Raw genomic sequence first — 18,033 nt, forward strand, 5'->3', positions numbered from 1 at the left:
TAACTTTTTTCACAGTCTAATAAAAATTTTATTATTTTTATATTTAATAAATCACTACTGATAAATAAAATTACTTCAAGTTCAAGATAGATTATTCCTGTCAGAACGATTATGGTGCTGGTTTAATCGTATCGATTCCGAACCAATTTTCAAGAGTATTAAGTGCTTCTGGTGACAAGAACTGTGTGAACAAGATGGAAAGCCTCTTTTGTGGTCTTGAGCAGGCGACATAGAACAAATTGCGGTTACGTTCAAATGCTTCTTCTTTTGCAGGGGGAACTACTTTAGCGCTGGCAAGTTCCAGCATTTCACCGAAGTTATACTGATTCCAGCCACGTCCAACTACGATCAAAACATTCTCAAATTCAGCGCCTTTGACGCCATGTTGCGTTTCAAAAGGCGAGTAACCTACAAGATAATTGCGAAGCGCCTTCACTTCAGAATATGCAATATTTCGGAATTTTTTTAATTCTCCCAGCCTCCGTGGCAACTCAACGCCATCTGCCTCGTTGAACTCACGGAGCTCTCGTTCGCTCTTTTCGATGACATCAGGAAGTCTTGGTTTTCGCACTTTATGTAAGTGATCGATCACCTCACCAACACTTCCTGTACTCTGGATAGCAAGCAACTGTGACATTGCATCGTGCCAACTGGCTTTGTCGGAATGACTCCGTAAGTGAGGTGTAGTACCTCCCAAGGATTCAAACATCATTCCATACTTACGAGTAGAGAAAGCATCACAGGCTGGTTCCAATTTATCAATAAAGAAAGCAATGTGTTCCTGCTCCTTCTTTGTGAATGATTCGTTGTATCGAAAAGCTGCCGCCAAATTAGAATAGCCTTGTTGGTTAGCCAAAAGTTTGTGCGTCAACATGAGGATCTTCGTGTGACTGGGTGATAAGTCCCATCCATCAAGTTCTAGTGCGGTCTCAACACGTACCAGAGTGGCATGTCCATCAGTCAAAGGTAGATCACCTCCCCAGTGAGGTCCTTTTTGACGTACTCCTTGCCAATTATTAGTATGAAAAACGCATATTTCACCTTTAGACTCAGGATCTTGAACGAATTGCTTCAGCTCTGGCCTCATGCGATTGAGTGCATCAACTATTTTTTTAACAGACCGGAAGTTAGCTTCTTTGCCGATCTCTATCACGCTTGGATGCTCTAGTTTCCCACATCCTCCACCATAAATTTTCTGCCAATGATCCCCGAAGAAGCCAAACAAGGGTGCACTTGGTTGTCCTAGGAAATGTTCCTTGAGCGCTTCAACCCACTCGTAGTTCGTGTCCTGGTATTCATCAACCAAAATGATCGGAAATCTATCCGCGATCATGCGACGAAATTTTTCATGGGTCATGAGTGATATTGTTAGAGGCAGTACGTCGTCATGGTGAATGGATACGCTATGATCGCGTATTGACCGATGTCCGAGGCTGTATTCGATAACACGATTACCTATAGTTCCTCCAGCCTCCTTAATCTTTTCTTTCCAAACTGGCAGCGTTTCGATCAGTGTTCGGAGCGACTTCTGGAAGCCACAGATGAGCGACCAACAGAATGCGTGATTGGTTTCGCAGAAAACTAACGGACTCCGATCTGTACGCGATGCAATTTCGTCCTTTGCAACGTTTGTAAAGGTGATACATGCAATTTGCTGGCTATGTTTCAAAAAATTAGATTTATTATGTTCAATCAGGAACTTGAGTGCTTTTATCAGCGAATATGTTTTGCCAGCACCAGCACCGGCTTCTAAACGAAAGCTTTGTCCCTCAGCAAGACAGGTGTACATGGCCTCAAGAGCACGCTGGCTTGCAACCTCGGCAGGTGAATGGGTCTCAGACATGAGCCTCACCTCCATCCAACGCGTCGGCTATCGTTTTTACAGCCGATGCCAATTCTGGATCTGGTACTGCCACTTTCTCACGAGCCAGCCAGCGAACGCCGTCCATAATGTATTTCGGCGCCACCCATTCCATTTCAGTAATTGCATACTTCAATGCGAATTCAGACTTTTTCCACTCATCCGCCTTGCAACGGGCTTCGATTTCTAGCTCCTGGGAATCCTCTTTGGTCAAGCCAAACAAATTTGGATTGGCAAGAATGAATGCATCTTCAAATGTCCGTCCGCAGGGACCATCTTCTTTCTCTACACATTGATAAGCAATACGATTTCCTTTGAGTACTTTGTCCGAGTCTTTCTTGGCAAGTAGTCCAGCTAAAGTGAAAGAAGCGTCCTCGGAGAACCATGCCTTCAAACAGGCGTTACTGGAAGATATTCCGAGGTGTACTGCGCAAGCTTTTCCTCCAGGTTTCTCGACGGCATCTAGATCTGTGATGATTAAGCTGCGAAGTTCGAGGAACTGCAATAAGTCGAAGAACAGGTGTGCATAAGCACCTCCTATTTCCAGCACGGTGGTATATTGGCTGGACAACTTAGGACATTCCGGTTCATCGGCTTCTAATTTTGCAATGATGACTGGAAGCAGCAAACGCTCGCTCAGTCCTTCGACGAGAACTGCTTTATCTGCGAAAAACAAGTCACTACGTGTCAACGTCATGTATTGATGAAGGAACTTCTTATCTTCGGGTGAAATGTGCTTCAGCCCTTTGCGCAGATCTTTTATTTTGGTTTCACGTATACCTTCTTGTGCACCTGTAACAGGAGCCCCGAGAAAGTAGCGAATATTCTCGAAGCCAGCTGCATTGGCAATATGCGATGAGTGAGTAGAAACGACGAATTGAACAGGCCAGGGCTTCTTATCCTCAGTGCCATCAACCAACTGCTGTGCTATTTTAGCTAGCTGACGAATAAAAACTTCCTGCATTTGGGGATGCAGATGCGCTTCCGGTTCCTCAATGAAGATCAAGTGCACGCCTGGCTCTTTGGCTTCTGCACGAAATGCCTTATAAAAGCCTGCTAATTGCAAAAGGATAAATATCAGATTTCGCGCACCCAAGCCGTTATATGATTCAGGTAATGCTACGCCGCCATAACCCGCGTAACGAACTTTGGTAAAGTTAGAAAGTAATTTTCCAACATCCAGCAGGGTTTCTGTATGTAGCTCTTGCCCTCCCAGACCGGGGTATCCAAATGTTTTTAGCGCAGGGATCAAGCTTTTGAGCTGACCACCAAAGTTCGTATCAATCTGAGCTTGAATGTCTTGAACTGCGCCTTTCAAAGCCTCGGCAATTTGCTGATCTGCTGTATCAGCTGATGCAGAAGAGGCTGTTGCGAAAAGTCCTTCTACAGTTTTTGCCAACACGTCGGACTCTCGAGATGTTACATCATCAAGTCCTCGTTGAGCGTTGATAAATCCGGTTTTGACTAAGCCTCGTAATGCACTGGGTTGCAACTCACGGCGATTATCTGGATCGTTTGGGTCTTCGGCCCATATTTTTGTGCTGAAATTATTGGGTATTCGTTCCCGTAGTGTACGAAGGAATAATATACGGGTCTCATACGTTAGCGGCTGGTTAGGCTGATTTTCTAGAAACTGTGCAAGTTGACCATGTTTCAACTCATAACGAATTACAGCTAGTGCCTCATTGCATCCGGGATCCAAATCAATCACGAAAGGACTCAAGGGACCTAACTGAGGTTGAGCAGGGTCATACTGGAATTTCAATCGAAGCTCAATGGCTGGGATAAGCTCACGAATAATATTTTCTTCAGCCCCTTGGTTCAGTGCATGCAGCGCCTCACAGAAGCAGTCATAACAGGCACTTGAAAAGTCTTCGAGCTGAAAGGTTGCGCTCCCATCAGCCAAAAACCTGCGGATTATCTCCGACAGAGATGTTTTTCCACTATTATTTCGTCCAACGATAACAGTTGTCTGTTCTTCCAGCATTAGCTCTACATCTGCTAAAAGGCGAAAATTCTTGATTTGAACCTGCTGAATACGCATGAGTCCCTCAGTATCGTCCATCTTTTTTGATTGTATTTTATACACAAGATTTAAAAATAGTCATAATTTAATGACCTTGCTTATGTTGCTAGCTGTACCCCAAACCCCAAACCCCAAACCCCAAACCCCAAACCCCAAACCCCAAACCCCAAACCCCAAACCCCAAACCCCAAACCCCTTTCACCGCTGCGAACCAAGGGGCGCTACGCCCGGCTATGTAGGTCATATCTTTTCCTTCCGTGTGCTTTTCGTTCCCGTATCTGCTTCCGGCTAATCGTTTCCCTACACAACCCGTCCCGCAAGGGTAAATAGCACGCATTCTGCGCCCTTGCGGGCCGGAACGATGTCGGGAAAGCGAACCGTCAGGCGATACGAAAACGAAAATCACACCACTGACGGAGAAAAAATCATGACTATTTCCCTGCATACCCAGGCTAGCGCCCCTAACACCGCAGCGGCGACCAGCGTATCCCCGCTGGACCCGTCAGGCTTCTCAAAAACGAAATTTTCCAAAACTAAAACTGATATTTATCAGACCGTCACTGACAGCATCATTGCGGCACTGGAAACTGGTGTTAAACCCTGGGCGTGTCCGTTGCAGCCTACCCCCGGTATGCCTGGTTTACCGTCCAATTACGCAACTGGCATGGCATACAGTGGGATGAATATCATGTTGTTGTGGATCATTGCGTCAGAACAGGGATTCAATGATTCGCGGTGGATGACCTACAAACAGGCAAAAGAGGAAGGCGGTCAGGTACGTAAGGGAGAACACGGGACTACCGCCATTTTCTATACCACCCTGGAAAAGGAAAATGACGACGGAGAAACTGACTATATCCCGATACTGAAGACGTTCACCGTGTTTAATGTTGAGCAAATTGATGGGTTGCCTGTGAGTGACGAAGCAGTTTTCCCGGCAGAGACCTTTGAGCCGATACCGCATGCGGAAGCGCTTTTCCGTAACAGTGGTGCAACCATCATTGAGAAGGGACAGAATGCCTTTTTCGCACCATCAACCGACGAAATCCATTTACCGGACCGTCGTCTTTTTAGCGATGCCGCCAATTTCTACGCTACGGGCCTGCATGAGCTGATTCACTGGAGCGGGGGAAAAAGTCGCCTAAATCATGAAATGAAAGGTAAGTTTGGCAGTGAGGGGTATGCGTTTGAAGAGTTGATCGCCGAGCTGGGAAGCGCGTTCCTGAGGTCGGATCTGGGGATCGTTGGAGAGGTGCAGCATGAAAGCTATATCTCTTCCTGGCTGAAAGCACTGAAGAACGACAAACGCTATATTTTCAAGGCCGCAAGCGCGGCATCGAAAGCACATCGTTATTTGATGGATAAAATTTGAGCCGCAAGGTCTCAAGACCGCAAAGGAGTGTGGCTTTGCGTGCTGGGATAGGCTCAACCGGTAACGCTGTAGAGGTATGAGTGAGGCGGAGCGGAGTCGGAACGAGCACTGAACAGTCATAGTTCTACAGCGGAATAGAGAATTCTATGCTTTGGTTATGGTGTCTGGCATTAGAACTTCTTTAAAAATCTGAGAGTTGAAGCTCTTAAGTTATGTTGATCGGACGTTTGACAATAAGATATTCTGGTGTTTCTTCCCCCCTTGGCTCCGCACTTCCAAAAGAAGACCATATAGAGGAATTAGTATGGCAAATTTCGAGGACTGGTGTGATTCGACAGAACGTAATATCAGCGGTCATTATTTGCAGTCAATTACGGCCAGGGATGCCGAGCTTATGTTCGGCGTTCAGGCTATGGCCGCGATAATACCTGAACACTATGCATCGCCACGAAATATCGCTAACGCATTTGAAGCTCTAGGTAAGCCAGGGCTAGCGGCATACATTGCTGGAAAATTGCCTGAAACGAAACAGATTCGTTCCGGTGATTTGGGTGAGATATTTGCAACTGAATGGATAAATGCACGTAGCAACGGCTATACAACGCCTATAAAAAGATTGCGCTGGAAAGATCATCGCAATATGTCGATGCGTGGTGAAGACGTCATTGGTGTTTACATAGATCCGTCTTCTCAACAACTTTTTTTCCTTAAAACCGAAGCGAAAAGTCGCGCCAAAATGACAGGAGAAGTGGTTTCTGAAGCCCGCAATAACTTGAATAAAGAACAAGGGCTGCCATCTTCACATGCCTTAATGTTCATAGCAGATCGCCTGAATGAACAGGGTGAGGAGCTTTTGGCTAAAGCGATCTTAAATGCAACTCTTCGGCAAGGAATTGTTCCTGGATGCGTCCGGCATCTTATTTTCCTCTTATCCGGCAATTCTTCAGAAGCTATGCTGACCACTTCAATTGAAAAGTATACAGATCAGAACAATCAGTGGGGTGTTTGTCTAAGAATTGCCCGCCATGGTGAGTTTATTGCTGCAACTTTCGAAAAGGTAATTAGTGATGCCAGCAACAGCTGATGAAATTATTGAGGCTATTAAGGAGGCTTCAGCTGTAGGTTTTCGCGGGCGCCTGATTGCACGCGGACAAGCCCGGTCGGTGATCTGGCGGGACGGTGACTTGCCACCGGATGCGCCTGAGTTTAGCGCGCTGCTCAGTCAGGACCTTCAAGGCTATGCCTATGCCCTAATCGATCTCGGTCTTCGTCTTCGAGAACTTAATGGAGACGACGCCTATGTACGAATTGCCTTTGAACAGGCTGGAACCGCCCTTGAATCGGCTATTGCCAAAGGAAAACGCGATAGCCGGGATACGGATTTTCACTTCGTAATGGCTGCTGCAAGCTATCACCTTGCGCATCTTTCAGCACGAGCCTATTCCTTACTCGCAATGGTTGGTCAGGATGATAATTTTTCACCAATAGAGAGGGCTCTTACACAACTGATCCGGCGTGATTTTCATACTCTGCGCGATAATGCGTTGGGCTTTCGGCTCAGAGGTGATGGCAGTGATGCGAAAATTACTGAAATCCTCCAGGCTCGCCTAAACTCGCAGCAAGACGAGAACGGTGCTAGTGAGTCAGAGGAGGACATCCTTTTTGATGGGCTTGATTTGGCACTGACTGACGCCTATATGTCGGCCATTTCTCTCTACCTTCTCGCCGTAGAAAGGGGAGAATCACGTTTGCTATCCAAGGCTATTGAAAAATTAAGAATTAGTCTAAGTATATGTGCTCAGTTTAATATGTTACCCCAGTGGTGGCTAAACTTTATTACCATTCATCTGTTATCTGACCTTTGGTCAGATACATTCCATGAAAGATTGCCACTGTTTCCAGTTGGTGGTGACGCTGCTGAATGGCCCACGCTTCGGGAACTGTTTATTGCGCTGCTTCAAAGACGACCCCGAGCCGAAATTGATCTCTGGCCATCGCAGAGAGAGGCCGCCGGACGCTCTGTTAATGACAATGACGATTTGGTTGTTTCGTTGCCAACCAGCGCTGGAAAAACTCGTATTGCTGAATTGTGTATTCTTCGCTGTCTGGCGGGTGGCAAGCGTGTTGTTTTCATCACCCCGCTTCGTGCGCTTTCTGCACAAACAGAAGCCACTCTCTCCAGAACATTTGGGCCGCTTGGGAAAACAATATCAATGCTGTATGGCAGCATTGGCGTAAGTGGTATGGATGAGGATGCAATTCGCCAGCGTGACATCGTCGTCGCCACGCCTGAAAAACTTGACTTTGCTCTCCGGAATGACCCGTCAATTATTAATGATGTAGGACTTTTTATTTTTGATGAGGGGCACATGATAGGGGCCGATGAACGAGAGGTTCGCTATGAAGTTCAAATTCAACGGCTATTGCGCAGACAGGATGCCGATACGCGCAGAATTGTCTGCCTCTCGGCAATTCTACCTGATGGCGAGCAGCTCGATGATTTTGCTGGTTGGCTCCGTCGTGACAAGCCCGGAGGACCCATCAAAAATAATTGGCGACCGACCCGCTTGCAGTTTGGCGAGATCATATGGTCCGCTCCAGCAGGTCGGCTAAATCTCAGTGTCGGTTATGAGGCGGCTTGGGTATCGCGTTTTATCGTCAGCAGACAACCGCCAAAGGTTAAATTACCTAATAAAAAGCAGCGAACAAAAATGTTTCCCTCTGATAACAAGGAGCTCTGCTTAGCGACAGCCTGGCGTCTAATTGAAGATGGACAGACCGTACTTATATACTGCCCACTTCGACGGAGCGTCGAACCGTTTGCCGAGACTATTGTCGATTTGCATCAGCGCGGACTACTGCCATCTTTATTTGATGCTGCCCCGGACATTCTGGATACGGCTATCTCGCTGGGAGAAGAATGGTTGGGGACACACAGTCCGATACTTGCCTGCCTACGGTTGGGCGTGGCTCTTCATCATGGCGCATTGCCTACGGCTTACCGCAAAGAAATCGAACGTTTGTTGCGAGATGGGGTCCTTAAAGTGACGATCTCGTCGCCGACGCTAGCACAAGGTCTTAATCTTTCGGCAACGGCTATCGTCATGCATTCTCTTCATCGGAATCGCGAGCTTATCAAAGTGTCCGAGTTCAGAAACGTCATAGGCAGAGCAGGGCGCGCATATGTAGATGTTGAAGGGCTGGTGATTTATCCAATATTCGATAACGTAAATAAACGCCAGACTAACTGGCGTACCCTCACATCTGACACGGGGGCCCGTGAGATGGAGAGCGGACTAATACAGCTTGTCTGTGTGTTATTGATTCGCATGCATACACGGCTTGGTGGGGATTTAAAGGCACTCACTGAATATGTGACCAACAACGCCGTAGCGTGGGAATTTCCAGAAATTATGACCGAATCTCCGCAAGAAAGAGATATTGCGCAGGTCATCTGGGAAAAACAACTTTCAACGCTTGATACTGCTATTCTGAGCCTTCTGGGTGAGAATGATATCCCGGATGACCAGATTGAAACTGCTCTTGATGACATTCTTCAGTCTTCACTTTGGCAACGCAGTTTGCAGCGTTATGGGGATGAGAATGAACGGATTTTGCTGAAATCGGGGCTCCTGTCCCGCAGCCGCTATATCTGGCAGCGCTCAACGGCAGCAGGGCGCCGGGGGTATTTCCTGTCGGGTGTAGGACTTACAACCGGGCTACGACTTGATGCTATTGCCGCTAAGGCCAACCAACTATTGATTGATGCGAATGCGGCTATAATGGGCGATGATGCCGAAGAGGCAATTGTCGCTATCACTGCGCTCGCTGAAGAGGTATTTACCTTCTATCCCTTTATGCCCGATCCATTGCCTGGCGACTGGAGAGGTATTTTACGTTCCTGGCTCCTGGGTGAACCCATGACTAATGTCGCGAATACGCAGGCGTCTGAAACGCTTCAATTCGTCGAGAATGGGCTGGTGTATCGACTTCCGTGGGCAATGGAGGCTATTAGGGTACGTGCAACAGCAAATGGAGACCTCATAGGTGATACAGATACCACGCTAGCCGATTATGAGTTAGGTTTTGCGGTTGCTGCCGTTGAAACAGGTACCTTGAGCCGCTCGTCTTCACTGCTTATTCAGGCGGGTTTTAGCTCCAGGCTTGCAGCCATAAAAGTGGTTACAGACACGACTGCAGATTTTCAATCCGGCCAGGAGCTTAGAAGGTGGCTGAACTCTGAAGAAGTGATAAGCCACACGGATAATCATGACTGGCCTACACCTGAAACCAGAGTGATGTGGCTGGAATTCCTGGACAGTCTCAGCCCCAAAGGCAGCCAGGTTTGGAGTCGTCATCGTTATACCGGAATGGTGGACTGGAGAGCTACTCCGGCAGTGATTGGCACACCATTGCAGCTTTACACTGTTGATGGTATTCATCACGTACTGGCTGATGATGGCACTCCTCTGGGAAGTATAAATGGCAGAATTAACACAAACAGAAGAGGTCTTCTTAGAGTTGAGGTGGATGATAATAATGATCGTGCCATGTTCGACTATTTAGGACCAGACGACTTTATTTCTACCTGATTTCTGGTTCGGGCGACTTGTGATTGGTGTATGCACCTGGCGTAATCGGTGAGACCGTAGCTATATATTGTTATCCAAATCGAGCCGTTGCAGCTCGTCGAGCGTATATATGCGGAAGACATTCCGGTGGCGGGTTTCCAGCGGGATGTGCTGATGGTTAACGATGACGTGCCGGATGCTGTCAAACAGCCGTTCAAGACCGCGCTTTTTCTGCGGGTCCGGCACGATATAAAAAACGTAAATCCAGTCTTTACGGGTTCGGGCAAGCAAATGACTGGCGATGATCGACTGATAACGGGCTTTGGTTTTCAGACGGCGCTCGGTCTCAATGGCGATCACGGTGCCGCTGGGCAGGGTGATCAACCCGTCCGGGCGGTGACTGGCCTGATAACGGCTGAGGAAGGTTGTGCGATCGCCGTTTATCCATCCGGATGCGCCTTTTTGCTCAAGGATAATCCGGGCCGCCTGATTATCAAGGTGATGCTCCAGCGTCCAGCCGGTGATTTTTGAAGGCTCAAACCGCGCCGGAAAAAGCACATCGTCGGGGGTTAACACAACGGCCAGTCCGTCACTGGTTATGCCCCACAATGAAATTTTCATCGTACGTGATACCAAGACGTGCTTATGTATTAAGCCCATTCCCTCGACTTTTGAAAGAAGGGAATACAGCGATTTGTGATCCCTGAAGCCAAACAGCAGCATCAGCGTTTTAAAATCACTGTACGTTTCTTCTTTCAGGAAATTCAGCAGTCGTTGTATTTTTTCGCGGTGTCGCGTCTGGCGTTCGCTATATGCGGTTATCAGCATCATTCCCCCTTTAAAAATCCAGCAATGATGGGTTTTCCTCTTTATCGGCGCTCGGTGTTGTTGTGTCTTCTTCGTTCGTATTATCAAAAAAAAGATCGGGTCGCGTTGTGGTGATATCCGGCGTTGATGCGGGTCCGGGGGAAGTTTCCTCCTCGTTAAAATCCAAGGTGATATTTACCGTTGCGGCGTTGGCGGCAATCGCGGGCGACACGGCACAGATCTCCAGTTCGCGTTTTTTCACCCTGATGGGCGAAATCAGCGAAGCAGAGGGGAGAGTGTTTGTCGTGAAGATGAAGCTGACAAAATCGGGTAGGTTCAGGATCATATTGCTGTCGGTAAAGAAACGCTCGGCCTGTCTGATGGTGCGTTCATTGTCGATAGTCTCTGTCAGCACGGCATCGGTTTTGGCTTTGCGGACCTCATCGTCGACTAATATAGTGCCGGACATCCTTGCCACCCATTCAGCGGTATCCGGGTCCATGACACGATAAACCAGTTTGAATTTGGCGTTCTCAACGACAGCGCCGACAACGGCGTCACCTTTCAAATCGGCCGGGCAGTCTTTTAAATCGGCAATAGACTGATGGTCCATAATAATATGCACGCCTTTATCGCGTGCCGCGCCTAAGCCTTCCAGCGCGGGTCTGGATAAATGGTATTTCAGTTCGGAAAGATAAATAGCAATGGGGCGGGGCACGTTTTTCACTCGCTCGCGCCTTTCTGCCAGTTGGTACAGGCGAACCAGCAGCATGCGCTGAGTGGTAATGATTTTGCTGTTGCGCATTGAACCAATCACATAACAGCAACCGCCTTCTTCAAATATTTTATTAAGCGAAAATCCGTTGGGGGCATTGATGGCATTGAGTAAGGCCAGCTCTTCAATTTTCCCGAAAAAGGCTTTTATCTTATCGGCAATACCCTGAACGTAGTCGCCGTTATACACATCCCGAATGGTAGAGGCAGTATTACGGGTGACAAATTGTGCGGCTAGCCGGGCCGCTTTCCGGTCGTCAATGCGATAAAAGTCTGACTCCTGACCTTTCTCTGCCAGGCTGAACCCGGCAACAAAAAGCTCTTCCAGTTCATCGGCGGTGATCTCTTCAATCAGATTTAACTGGTATGCCTGTTTCCTCAGGTCAATCAGGGCAAAAGGTTTGCCTGCATCCTCACAGGCCTTGCGGTAAAGGTGGGGTGCCCATTCATCATCTTTGGGGTCCATAACAAATACGCCTTCACCGGCCAGAATACTTTGATAAAGTAATATGCCGGTGGCAACGCCTTTACCGGCGCCGGTGGTGCCGATAATATCCGCGTGTTGTTTTTGCCAGTCCTTTAACGGCAAATACATTGGGTGAATATCGCGGTCCATGCCGATAAATAACCCTTTGTTCAGGTCGATAAAATCCAGCGGGTCATAATGCAGTGTTTCCGGCAGCAAGGATTTCACCGTGCGGACATCGGTGCGCAATTCCCGTTCAAGCGTTGTCTTTCTGACGAGGCGCTTCTTTATTTTGTCTAATTCAGGAGTTAATACTCTGCGCAGCAGAATATGCAAAATAAAACCCGTTACGGTAAAAGTAATCAGCACCGGCCATGCCAGAACGGGAATGCTGGCGACTACCCAGCCTTGATAAAGCCACTGGAAAATCCAGATAACAACCGGGGCCATGGTACCGGAAAGAAAACACATCAGGGAAAAAGCGATAATCAGCTTTTGCCACAACGGGGCTTTTTGCCGTTCATCGCTTCTCATCGACGCGAAAAACGGCATCGTCAGCCCCGATAACAGCGCCAGCATCAGCTGATGCTGTTGTATAAAAGCAATGAAGCTCAGCGCGCCATTCACTATCGGCGACAGTGAAACGGCCAGCTTATTCAAAATCACGATGCCTCCTTCGTCAGCAGTTCGCCCCATGACATCGCCCCGCCTTTTCGCCCCACGGTGTCGGGCGAAAAGGCGGGGCGACCATCAGGGACGAAGAAGGTGGCCGCTGTGCGACCATGTGCAGGAAAGCATGCTTCCCTGCCCGAACAGCGTGCGCCAGTACATGCGGGCTGGACGCCCTTATTGCCTGTCGCATGGGGGTAATGATGCCGCTGAACGCTGCATCAAAACCCCCAACATCAAAGGCGGCACACCGTCGCCCGCTACGCGCGACCACCCCCTTTAAGACGGTCGCTTTCGCCTTTTTCTTCCCTTTGCTCGTTCCTCGCAGCGGGAATAAAAGGGAAGCTGACCTTTAAAGAGGGTGGTCGCGCCACGCTACCGGCTTTTGGCCGGAGACTTAGCCGCGACGGTGTGCGGGGCTGTGCCCCCCAAATAAAGCGCTGTCGTGGGCGACAGCTTTTCGCTCGCTGGGGCGGCGAAATTTATTCGGCTCCCCCCGGCCGGCAAAATCCGCGTGGGCGCGGCTGTTTGCCGGTGAGGCGCGGTGCCTGAACTATTTTCGCTCCTTAACCCGCGAAAATAATTCTGTCCGCTGCCTCATTTTTACGGCCTGCATTTTTTCGCTCCCTAATCCGCGAAAAATGTGCCGGGCCGTAAAAACCTGAAAACCACCATGCTTTAAGCCGGACTCGGCTGAAATATTTTGGCGCGATAGGGGACCTGCGAATAAAATAATATCAGGGGTTAATATTGGCTCTCGTGGATTTCCCTGATGACGTCTGAATAACACTGACGACTTTCTTTAATGCTGGTTTCATCGAGAGTAAACCCATGCCGGTTAGCTTCCTCTGTCAGCGTTATTCTGTCAGTGGCGTTCAGCGTTTGCAGTAATTGCAATAACCGGCAGATAACCCGGTAGTGATAAATTTCATAATAAAGGCCGCATCCGTGCACCGCCTCATTTTCAATGTGCTCAATAACACAGGCTGCGCGCATGGAATCCCCACGCTGATGTGTCCAGGGATGCTGAATAAAACCCGGTTTGGTCATATAGATAACCTCCGCTAATTAACTACACACGCGGCCAAATTTACTGATTATCTGGCTGATAATTTCCGGGTCTGCCGAGTCACACTCAAGTAAAAATGATTTTCTGGCATCGGCAGTATGGTCCGGCAGAAAACCGTGCCTGTTCTTTTTGATGATATTAAAGAATGCACGTTCAGCAGAATGGCATTCATTGCCGCCGCCGTTCCCGGTGGCTTTACCGTACATGCATAACACCACTTCACAGGCGTCAGCGGCCATGACGGAAGTTGAATATGACGCCATAAAGCAGAGTAATAATGCTGAGGGTATAACTTTTTTCATTTTGGTTACCTTCATATTCAAACGAGGGTTGCGTAATTCGATAAGTTATTTATTGAAGTTCTTTACTGAATACAGTTCTCATGCCATTAAGATGAAGGGGTTTAAAATAAACATCACTCATCCGGCGTATGTCACCGTGAATATCAATGCTGACGATCACATCAATGCTCTTAAGCACCTTGCGTAACAGCACGTCGAAAGGGATGTTCCGGCAGTCAGGGTTTTCATAGCAGCGGTCAATTAACCCTTCAATACATTCTTCTGGGCTGCTCGCATGCAGGGAGGTCATTAATCCCTCATGTCCGGAACCGACGATTTTCAGTGCATCCCAGGCTTCCCGACCGCGAATTTCAGCCAGTAATATCCGGTCAGGGTTCATACGATAATTGGCGCGTATCAGTCTGCCGGGCGTGACAATGGCATTATCCCCGGCATCCGCCGGATAAAAGAGATGGACATAATTGGTGTGGTGATAGAACCGGATTTCGGGATTATCCTCGATGGTGGTCAGCCTGAGATGCCGGGGAATAGAGTGCAACAGCGTTTTCATATAGGTGGTTTTACCGGATCCGGTTTCACCGACGATAAAAATTGTCTTGCCGTATTCCACCGCTTTTTCCATAAAGCGGGAAATATCCCCACCTTGATAATAGCGGGTCAGTTCAACATCTTTGCCTTCCGTTCGCTCCTGACCGCTTACCCGGTTATAAAATCCCGCATCAATCCACGACTGATGTGTTTTTTGCCCGAATGAGGGCTTGCGCAGCGTAATTGATACGGTATTGCGCTCACAGGCCGGGGGAATAATGGCCTGAATACGCTCGCCTGATTCAAGCGTGGCGGAAAGGATCGGCGAGGTGTCGTCAATATTATCGTCCTGCCACGACGCCAGTGCTCTGGCAAAGGCGTAACACTGACGCAGCGTAATCGGGGAATCATGTCTTCGCCATTTCCCCCGGATTTTGGTATGCAGTTCACCTGGCCGGTTAACGGCAATTTCCGTCAGGCCGTCCTGCGCAATAAACTCACCAAACAGCTGGTTTTTCATAAAGTCCAGCGACAGGTTTTCAGCGTTCATACCACCTCTTTTTCAGTCGCAACTGCCAGACGGATGAGAAATCAATATCAGTGCCGGTCATGATGCCGATGACATCACCCTGATTCAGGTACAGGGTGGGCGGGATATTGATGCTGTTGTCCAGCGTCGTTTTCGCCATTTCCGCCGTGGCGGCGCGGGTGTTTTCGGTGTAGTCGGTATTGCGGTCTTTCCCCGGGGCAGCATCCGACGCCGCCGCTGCCACGTCCTGCACCGTACTGAGCATCAGGGCATTGCCGAAGCGCTCCCAGAAGTGATTGTCGATCCAGCCCGCAATCCCCGCCTCGCCGAGCGGGCCGCTGGCCTGCGTGTTGCTGAGCGGGATTTGCAGGCTGCCGGGCTCAGGCGTGCGTAGCTCCGTCCACAGCACAAACATCCGGCTGCGTCCGTGTTGCAGTGCCCCGGTGCGGTAGATGCCACGGGCGACCGTTCCCGCCGGGATCAGCGTCACATGGTTGCTGGCGCTGTAAACATCTTCACTGATCAGGCAGGAAATATGCCCCCCGACATCGGACACGAAGCGCCACATCATCGAACATGGGATATAGCGGTCCACCGGGATATAGAGATCAGGATCGAGACCCAGTCGCCTGACGCCGGTGACACGGGCGACGCCCGGATTGTCGTTGTTACCCGTTTCTGGCGCGCCAGTATCCGGGCAGCGCAGGCCGCCATCCTTCCCCCTGCTCAGGACTGATGAACAGGATGTGTACGTCGCGGATGATGACGGACTGTCGGACGTATCTGCGTTGCTGCGAAGTTGGCCCGGGGACGTGCGTGTATTATCGCCCGGCATTGTTCGGGCGTTGTTCAGCCCGTCAGCCAGCGCGGCTGCCTTGTTCAGGGCGGGTGGGGCCGGTGGCTGGGTGGGTGCGGGAGTGACGGCCTGGCTGGCAGGGTCTGTTCCGTCCTGTGTGTGTGGCCCGAACAGGCCAAACGGATTACTGTCCATGCCCAGATTTTGACGCTCATGCAGCGTCTTCCCGGAGGAGGTCGGCGGCGCGGTGTCGGCTTCTTTCTCATTACCCCCTTTCAATGCCCTGAAAAGACGATCGCCGCCGGATGCCAGGGCGATCACCAGAGTCAGACTTAGCAGGCTGACGATCAGCGTGCGGCGACCGGATACCTTACGAAAACGGGTCACTTCCGGCTGGCCGGGGCGTGTTCTTTGCTCCGGCTCCTGATACGCCATTGCCGCACGGGCGCGTTCGCGGGCTTCCGCTTCCCGCTCTGCGGTGGTTTTTTCCAGTTCATCCGGGACAGGTTTATCGGTCATTTCGCCTCCAGCGTAACGGACGGTGAAACAGTGTCGCTGCGGGTTATCGGGATGCGCCCGAATCCGTCGTTTTCGATCCCCACGACCGAGGTGCCGTAACGCAGCACCAGTTGTGGTGATGCCGGCACCACCATTACGATGTAGTTACCCTGTTTAACCGTCCGGGGCGTGAGCGCCTGCTCCCGTCCGTTAACCACACGGAAAACGGAAGGCAGGGTTCTGGTGGGGGAAAAACCGATATATGCAAAACGACCATCGTCCCAGGCAAAATCCGGTGCGATGGAGGCCGAACCGGCTGCTACCCGTTTGGTGTAGCGCCAGTTGCGTGGCATGCTGGCCTGTCCGAATGCCGCTGCTATCTGCTGCTTCTCCTGTCTTTCACGCTGCAGCGTCTGACGCGCGGCGCTGGCGGCGGCGGATTGCTGGCGAACCTCGGCCGGATAGTGGTAACGGATAACGTACGCCTGTGCGGGGGAATCGTGGTCCAGCACGTTTAGCTCCAGGCTGTAATCACGCTTTGAGGTCACCACGAAGAGGTTGGTCTTCCAGTCCTTTGCCGTGGGCAGGAACACCTGGCTGACATTGTTGCCGCTGGCGTCCGTCACCGGCTGGGTGATGGGGTTCGGGCTGACGCCTACCCGGTTATCACTTTTCGTCACCGTCCAGCCTTTTGGAAAACCCGCTTGCGCATCAATCACAGCTTCATCGTCGTCAAACAGCAGTGTGGTGACGTAGCCAGGGCGGGTATTGACGACCGTGGCGTTCTGGCTGTTATACGATACGTTCTGCATCCGGCTGTCATAGCCGCTGCCACGCGGGATGGCGGCGCTCCATGCCGCGCATGACGCCAGTAAGCCTGTCAGGAGCAGGATGTTTTTCAGCATCATTCGCTCCTCAGTTCTTTATCGCGCTGGTAGCTGGTGACAATAAAGCCCAGCGGGTTCACTTCGCGCTGGCTGTCCGTCAGTTGCTGATGCGGGACATAACGGTAAGTGAGGCGGACATTCCAGAAATCCGTTTTCACTGAATTATCAGAAATACGGCGGAGGGTGCGCTTAATACGCAGGGTTGCCAAGTTATCCGGCCCGGTGGCAGGCGCATGCACATTAGAAATAATGTCGATATAGACGACATATTCGGCTTTATTAAAAACAACGTCCGGAGCCTGGTTGCCGTTAAACCCGTCCAGATAATCACGGTTCACGCTGTCGCTGTTAAATAACTGTACGTCGTCGTAATCACGCTGGAGGGAGAAATAATTATACCCTTCGCGGAGTCGGACATAGTGTGCTGCCAGTGAATGGGCCAGCGCTTTTTCAGACGCAATATCCCGCTCTTTAATGCGGGTCATATACTCATAACGACCGCTTTGTTTATCCACCGACCACAATTCAATGTCAGTGGTTTTCAGCGGCAGCAGAATAATCATGGCCGTAATTGACAGTGCAGCCAGAATCAGCCCGGCAGCGGCCACCCGCCAGGCAGTTTTGCGGGAACGCTCTTCCTTTTCCAGCAGGATGGATTCAAAAGAGCGCGAGACATTGATGATGCGCTGAATATCAGACATGGTGAGTCAGCTCCTGAATGATGGCGGAGGAATTAACCGGCTGGGAATCGCCGGACACCGGCGGGAGGTCGCCCTGATGCTGCGCGCAGCCCGTAAGCGCGCACAGCACCAGAAGCAAGATGCTGAATTTCATGGAAGCCTCTTATCGGATAAATGCAGGAAGGCCGCACCGCTGGC

At 50.1% G+C, this 18,033-nt stretch carries 14 protein-coding genes; 3 read left to right on the forward strand and 11 right to left on the reverse strand.

Going from position 1 to position 18,033, the window contains the following annotated elements; translation table 11 throughout:
* Window positions 1-109: 109 nt before the first annotated feature.
* Together AB3G37_RS08335 and AB3G37_RS08340 are read right to left on the reverse strand one after the other, a co-directional pair.
* Window positions 110-1,843, reverse strand: a complete 1,734-nt coding sequence (locus AB3G37_RS08335) for a UvrD-helicase domain-containing protein (protein WP_369790308.1) — start codon at window positions 1,841-1,843, stop codon at window positions 110-112.
* Entirely contained in the window at window positions 1,836-3,905 is a 2,070-nt protein-coding gene (locus AB3G37_RS08340; protein WP_369790309.1) for an ATP-dependent endonuclease, read from the reverse strand. Before AB3G37_RS08340 ends, AB3G37_RS08335 begins: the two co-directional genes overlap by 8 nt.
* 409 nt (window positions 3,906-4,314) lie before the next feature.
* Here AB3G37_RS08340 and AB3G37_RS08345 point away from each other — a divergent pair, with 409 nt between their 5' ends.
* The 3 genes from AB3G37_RS08345 (at window position 4,315) to AB3G37_RS08355 (ending at window position 9,851) form a co-directional block, all read left to right on the forward strand.
* Complete coding sequence (locus AB3G37_RS08345) at window positions 4,315-5,259, forward strand: ArdC family protein (RefSeq protein ID WP_369790310.1); 945 nt, start codon at window positions 4,315-4,317, stop codon at window positions 5,257-5,259.
* 304 nt (window positions 5,260-5,563) lie between these two features.
* A complete protein-coding gene (locus AB3G37_RS08350; protein WP_271311561.1) occupies window positions 5,564-6,343 on the forward strand; it encodes a Hachiman antiphage defense system protein HamA in 780 nt (259 codons plus the stop codon).
* The gene (locus AB3G37_RS08355) at window positions 6,327-9,851 is read left to right on the forward strand and encodes a DEAD/DEAH box helicase (protein ID WP_369790311.1); all 3,525 of its coding nucleotides are present in this window, start codon (window positions 6,327-6,329) and stop codon (window positions 9,849-9,851) included. Before AB3G37_RS08350 ends, AB3G37_RS08355 begins: the two co-directional genes overlap by 17 nt.
* Window positions 9,852-9,911: 60 nt before the next feature.
* Here AB3G37_RS08355 and mobC read toward each other — a convergent pair whose 3' ends face one another.
* The 9 genes from mobC to AB3G37_RS08400 all read right to left on the reverse strand — a co-directional run bounded on the left by mobC (window position 9,912) and on the right by AB3G37_RS08400 (window position 17,989).
* Entirely contained in the window at window positions 9,912-10,658 is a 747-nt protein-coding gene (gene mobC / locus AB3G37_RS08360; RefSeq protein ID WP_369790918.1) for a MobC family replication-relaxation protein, read from the reverse strand.
* A gap of 10 nt (window positions 10,659-10,668) precedes the next feature.
* Window positions 10,669-12,543 (reverse strand): type IV secretory system conjugative DNA transfer family protein, encoded by a 1,875-nt coding sequence (locus AB3G37_RS08365; protein ID WP_369790312.1) that lies wholly within the window; start codon window positions 12,541-12,543, stop codon window positions 10,669-10,671.
* A 747-nt stretch (window positions 12,544-13,290) separates the two neighbouring features.
* A complete protein-coding gene (locus AB3G37_RS08370; RefSeq protein WP_369790313.1) occupies window positions 13,291-13,596 on the reverse strand; it encodes a hypothetical protein in 306 nt (101 codons plus the stop codon).
* 18 nt (window positions 13,597-13,614) lie between these two features.
* Window positions 13,615-13,917 (reverse strand): TrbM/KikA/MpfK family conjugal transfer protein, encoded by a 303-nt coding sequence (locus AB3G37_RS08375; RefSeq protein WP_369790314.1) that lies wholly within the window; start codon window positions 13,915-13,917, stop codon window positions 13,615-13,617.
* A gap of 49 nt (window positions 13,918-13,966) precedes the next feature.
* A complete protein-coding gene (gene virB11, locus AB3G37_RS08380; protein WP_369790315.1) occupies window positions 13,967-14,995 on the reverse strand; it encodes a P-type DNA transfer ATPase VirB11 in 1,029 nt (342 codons plus the stop codon).
* Window positions 14,985-16,289, reverse strand: coding sequence for a VirB10/TraB/TrbI family type IV secretion system protein (virB10, locus tag AB3G37_RS08385; RefSeq protein WP_369790316.1), 1,305 nt, complete (start codon window positions 16,287-16,289; stop codon window positions 14,985-14,987). Before virB10 ends, virB11 begins: the two co-directional genes overlap by 11 nt.
* Window positions 16,286-17,176: a P-type conjugative transfer protein VirB9 gene (gene virB9 / locus AB3G37_RS08390; protein WP_369790317.1), complete on the reverse strand. Its 891-nt coding sequence runs from the start codon at window positions 17,174-17,176 to the stop codon at window positions 16,286-16,288. Before virB9 ends, virB10 begins: the two co-directional genes overlap by 4 nt.
* Complete coding sequence (locus AB3G37_RS08395) at window positions 17,173-17,856, reverse strand: virB8 family protein (RefSeq protein WP_369790318.1); 684 nt, start codon at window positions 17,854-17,856, stop codon at window positions 17,173-17,175. Before AB3G37_RS08395 ends, virB9 begins: the two co-directional genes overlap by 4 nt.
* Window positions 17,849-17,989: a hypothetical protein gene (locus AB3G37_RS08400; protein WP_369790319.1), complete on the reverse strand. Its 141-nt coding sequence runs from the start codon at window positions 17,987-17,989 to the stop codon at window positions 17,849-17,851. Before AB3G37_RS08400 ends, AB3G37_RS08395 begins: the two co-directional genes overlap by 8 nt.
* Window positions 17,990-18,033 lie beyond the last annotated feature (44 nt).

Origin of the sequence: Rouxiella sp. WC2420, from assembly GCF_041200025.1 — a bacterium.
In the GTDB taxonomy this organism is placed as follows: Bacteria; Pseudomonadota; Gammaproteobacteria; order Enterobacterales; family Enterobacteriaceae; genus Rouxiella.

What these genes read in the sequence shown, in the direction of transcription:
- AB3G37_RS08355 (WP_369790311.1), top strand. Translation starts at nt 6,327, where the DNA reads ATGCCAGCAACAGCTGATGAAATTATTGAGGCTATTAAGGAGGCTTCA.
- AB3G37_RS08350 (WP_271311561.1), top strand. Translation starts at nt 5,564, where the DNA reads ATGGCAAATTTCGAGGACTGGTGTGATTCGACAGAACGTAATATCAGC.
- AB3G37_RS08400 (WP_369790319.1), bottom strand. Translation starts at nt 17,989, where the DNA reads ATGAAATTCAGCATCTTGCTTCTGGTGCTGTGCGCGCTTACGGGCTGC.
- mobC (WP_369790918.1), bottom strand. Translation starts at nt 10,658, where the DNA reads ATGCTGATAACCGCATATAGCGAACGCCAGACGCGACACCGCGAAAAA.
- AB3G37_RS08370 (WP_369790313.1), bottom strand. Translation starts at nt 13,596, where the DNA reads ATGACCAAACCGGGTTTTATTCAGCATCCCTGGACACATCAGCGTGGG.
- AB3G37_RS08345 (WP_369790310.1), top strand. Translation starts at nt 4,315, where the DNA reads ATGACTATTTCCCTGCATACCCAGGCTAGCGCCCCTAACACCGCAGCG.
- AB3G37_RS08335 (WP_369790308.1), bottom strand. Translation starts at nt 1,843, where the DNA reads ATGTCTGAGACCCATTCACCTGCCGAGGTTGCAAGCCAGCGTGCTCTT.
- AB3G37_RS08340 (WP_369790309.1), bottom strand. Translation starts at nt 3,905, where the DNA reads ATGCGTATTCAGCAGGTTCAAATCAAGAATTTTCGCCTTTTAGCAGAT.
- AB3G37_RS08395 (WP_369790318.1), bottom strand. Translation starts at nt 17,856, where the DNA reads ATGTCTGATATTCAGCGCATCATCAATGTCTCGCGCTCTTTTGAATCC.
- AB3G37_RS08375 (WP_369790314.1), bottom strand. Translation starts at nt 13,917, where the DNA reads ATGAAAAAAGTTATACCCTCAGCATTATTACTCTGCTTTATGGCGTCA.
- virB10 (WP_369790316.1), bottom strand. Translation starts at nt 16,289, where the DNA reads ATGACCGATAAACCTGTCCCGGATGAACTGGAAAAAACCACCGCAGAG.
- virB11 (WP_369790315.1), bottom strand. Translation starts at nt 14,995, where the DNA reads ATGAACGCTGAAAACCTGTCGCTGGACTTTATGAAAAACCAGCTGTTT.
- virB9 (WP_369790317.1), bottom strand. Translation starts at nt 17,176, where the DNA reads ATGATGCTGAAAAACATCCTGCTCCTGACAGGCTTACTGGCGTCATGC.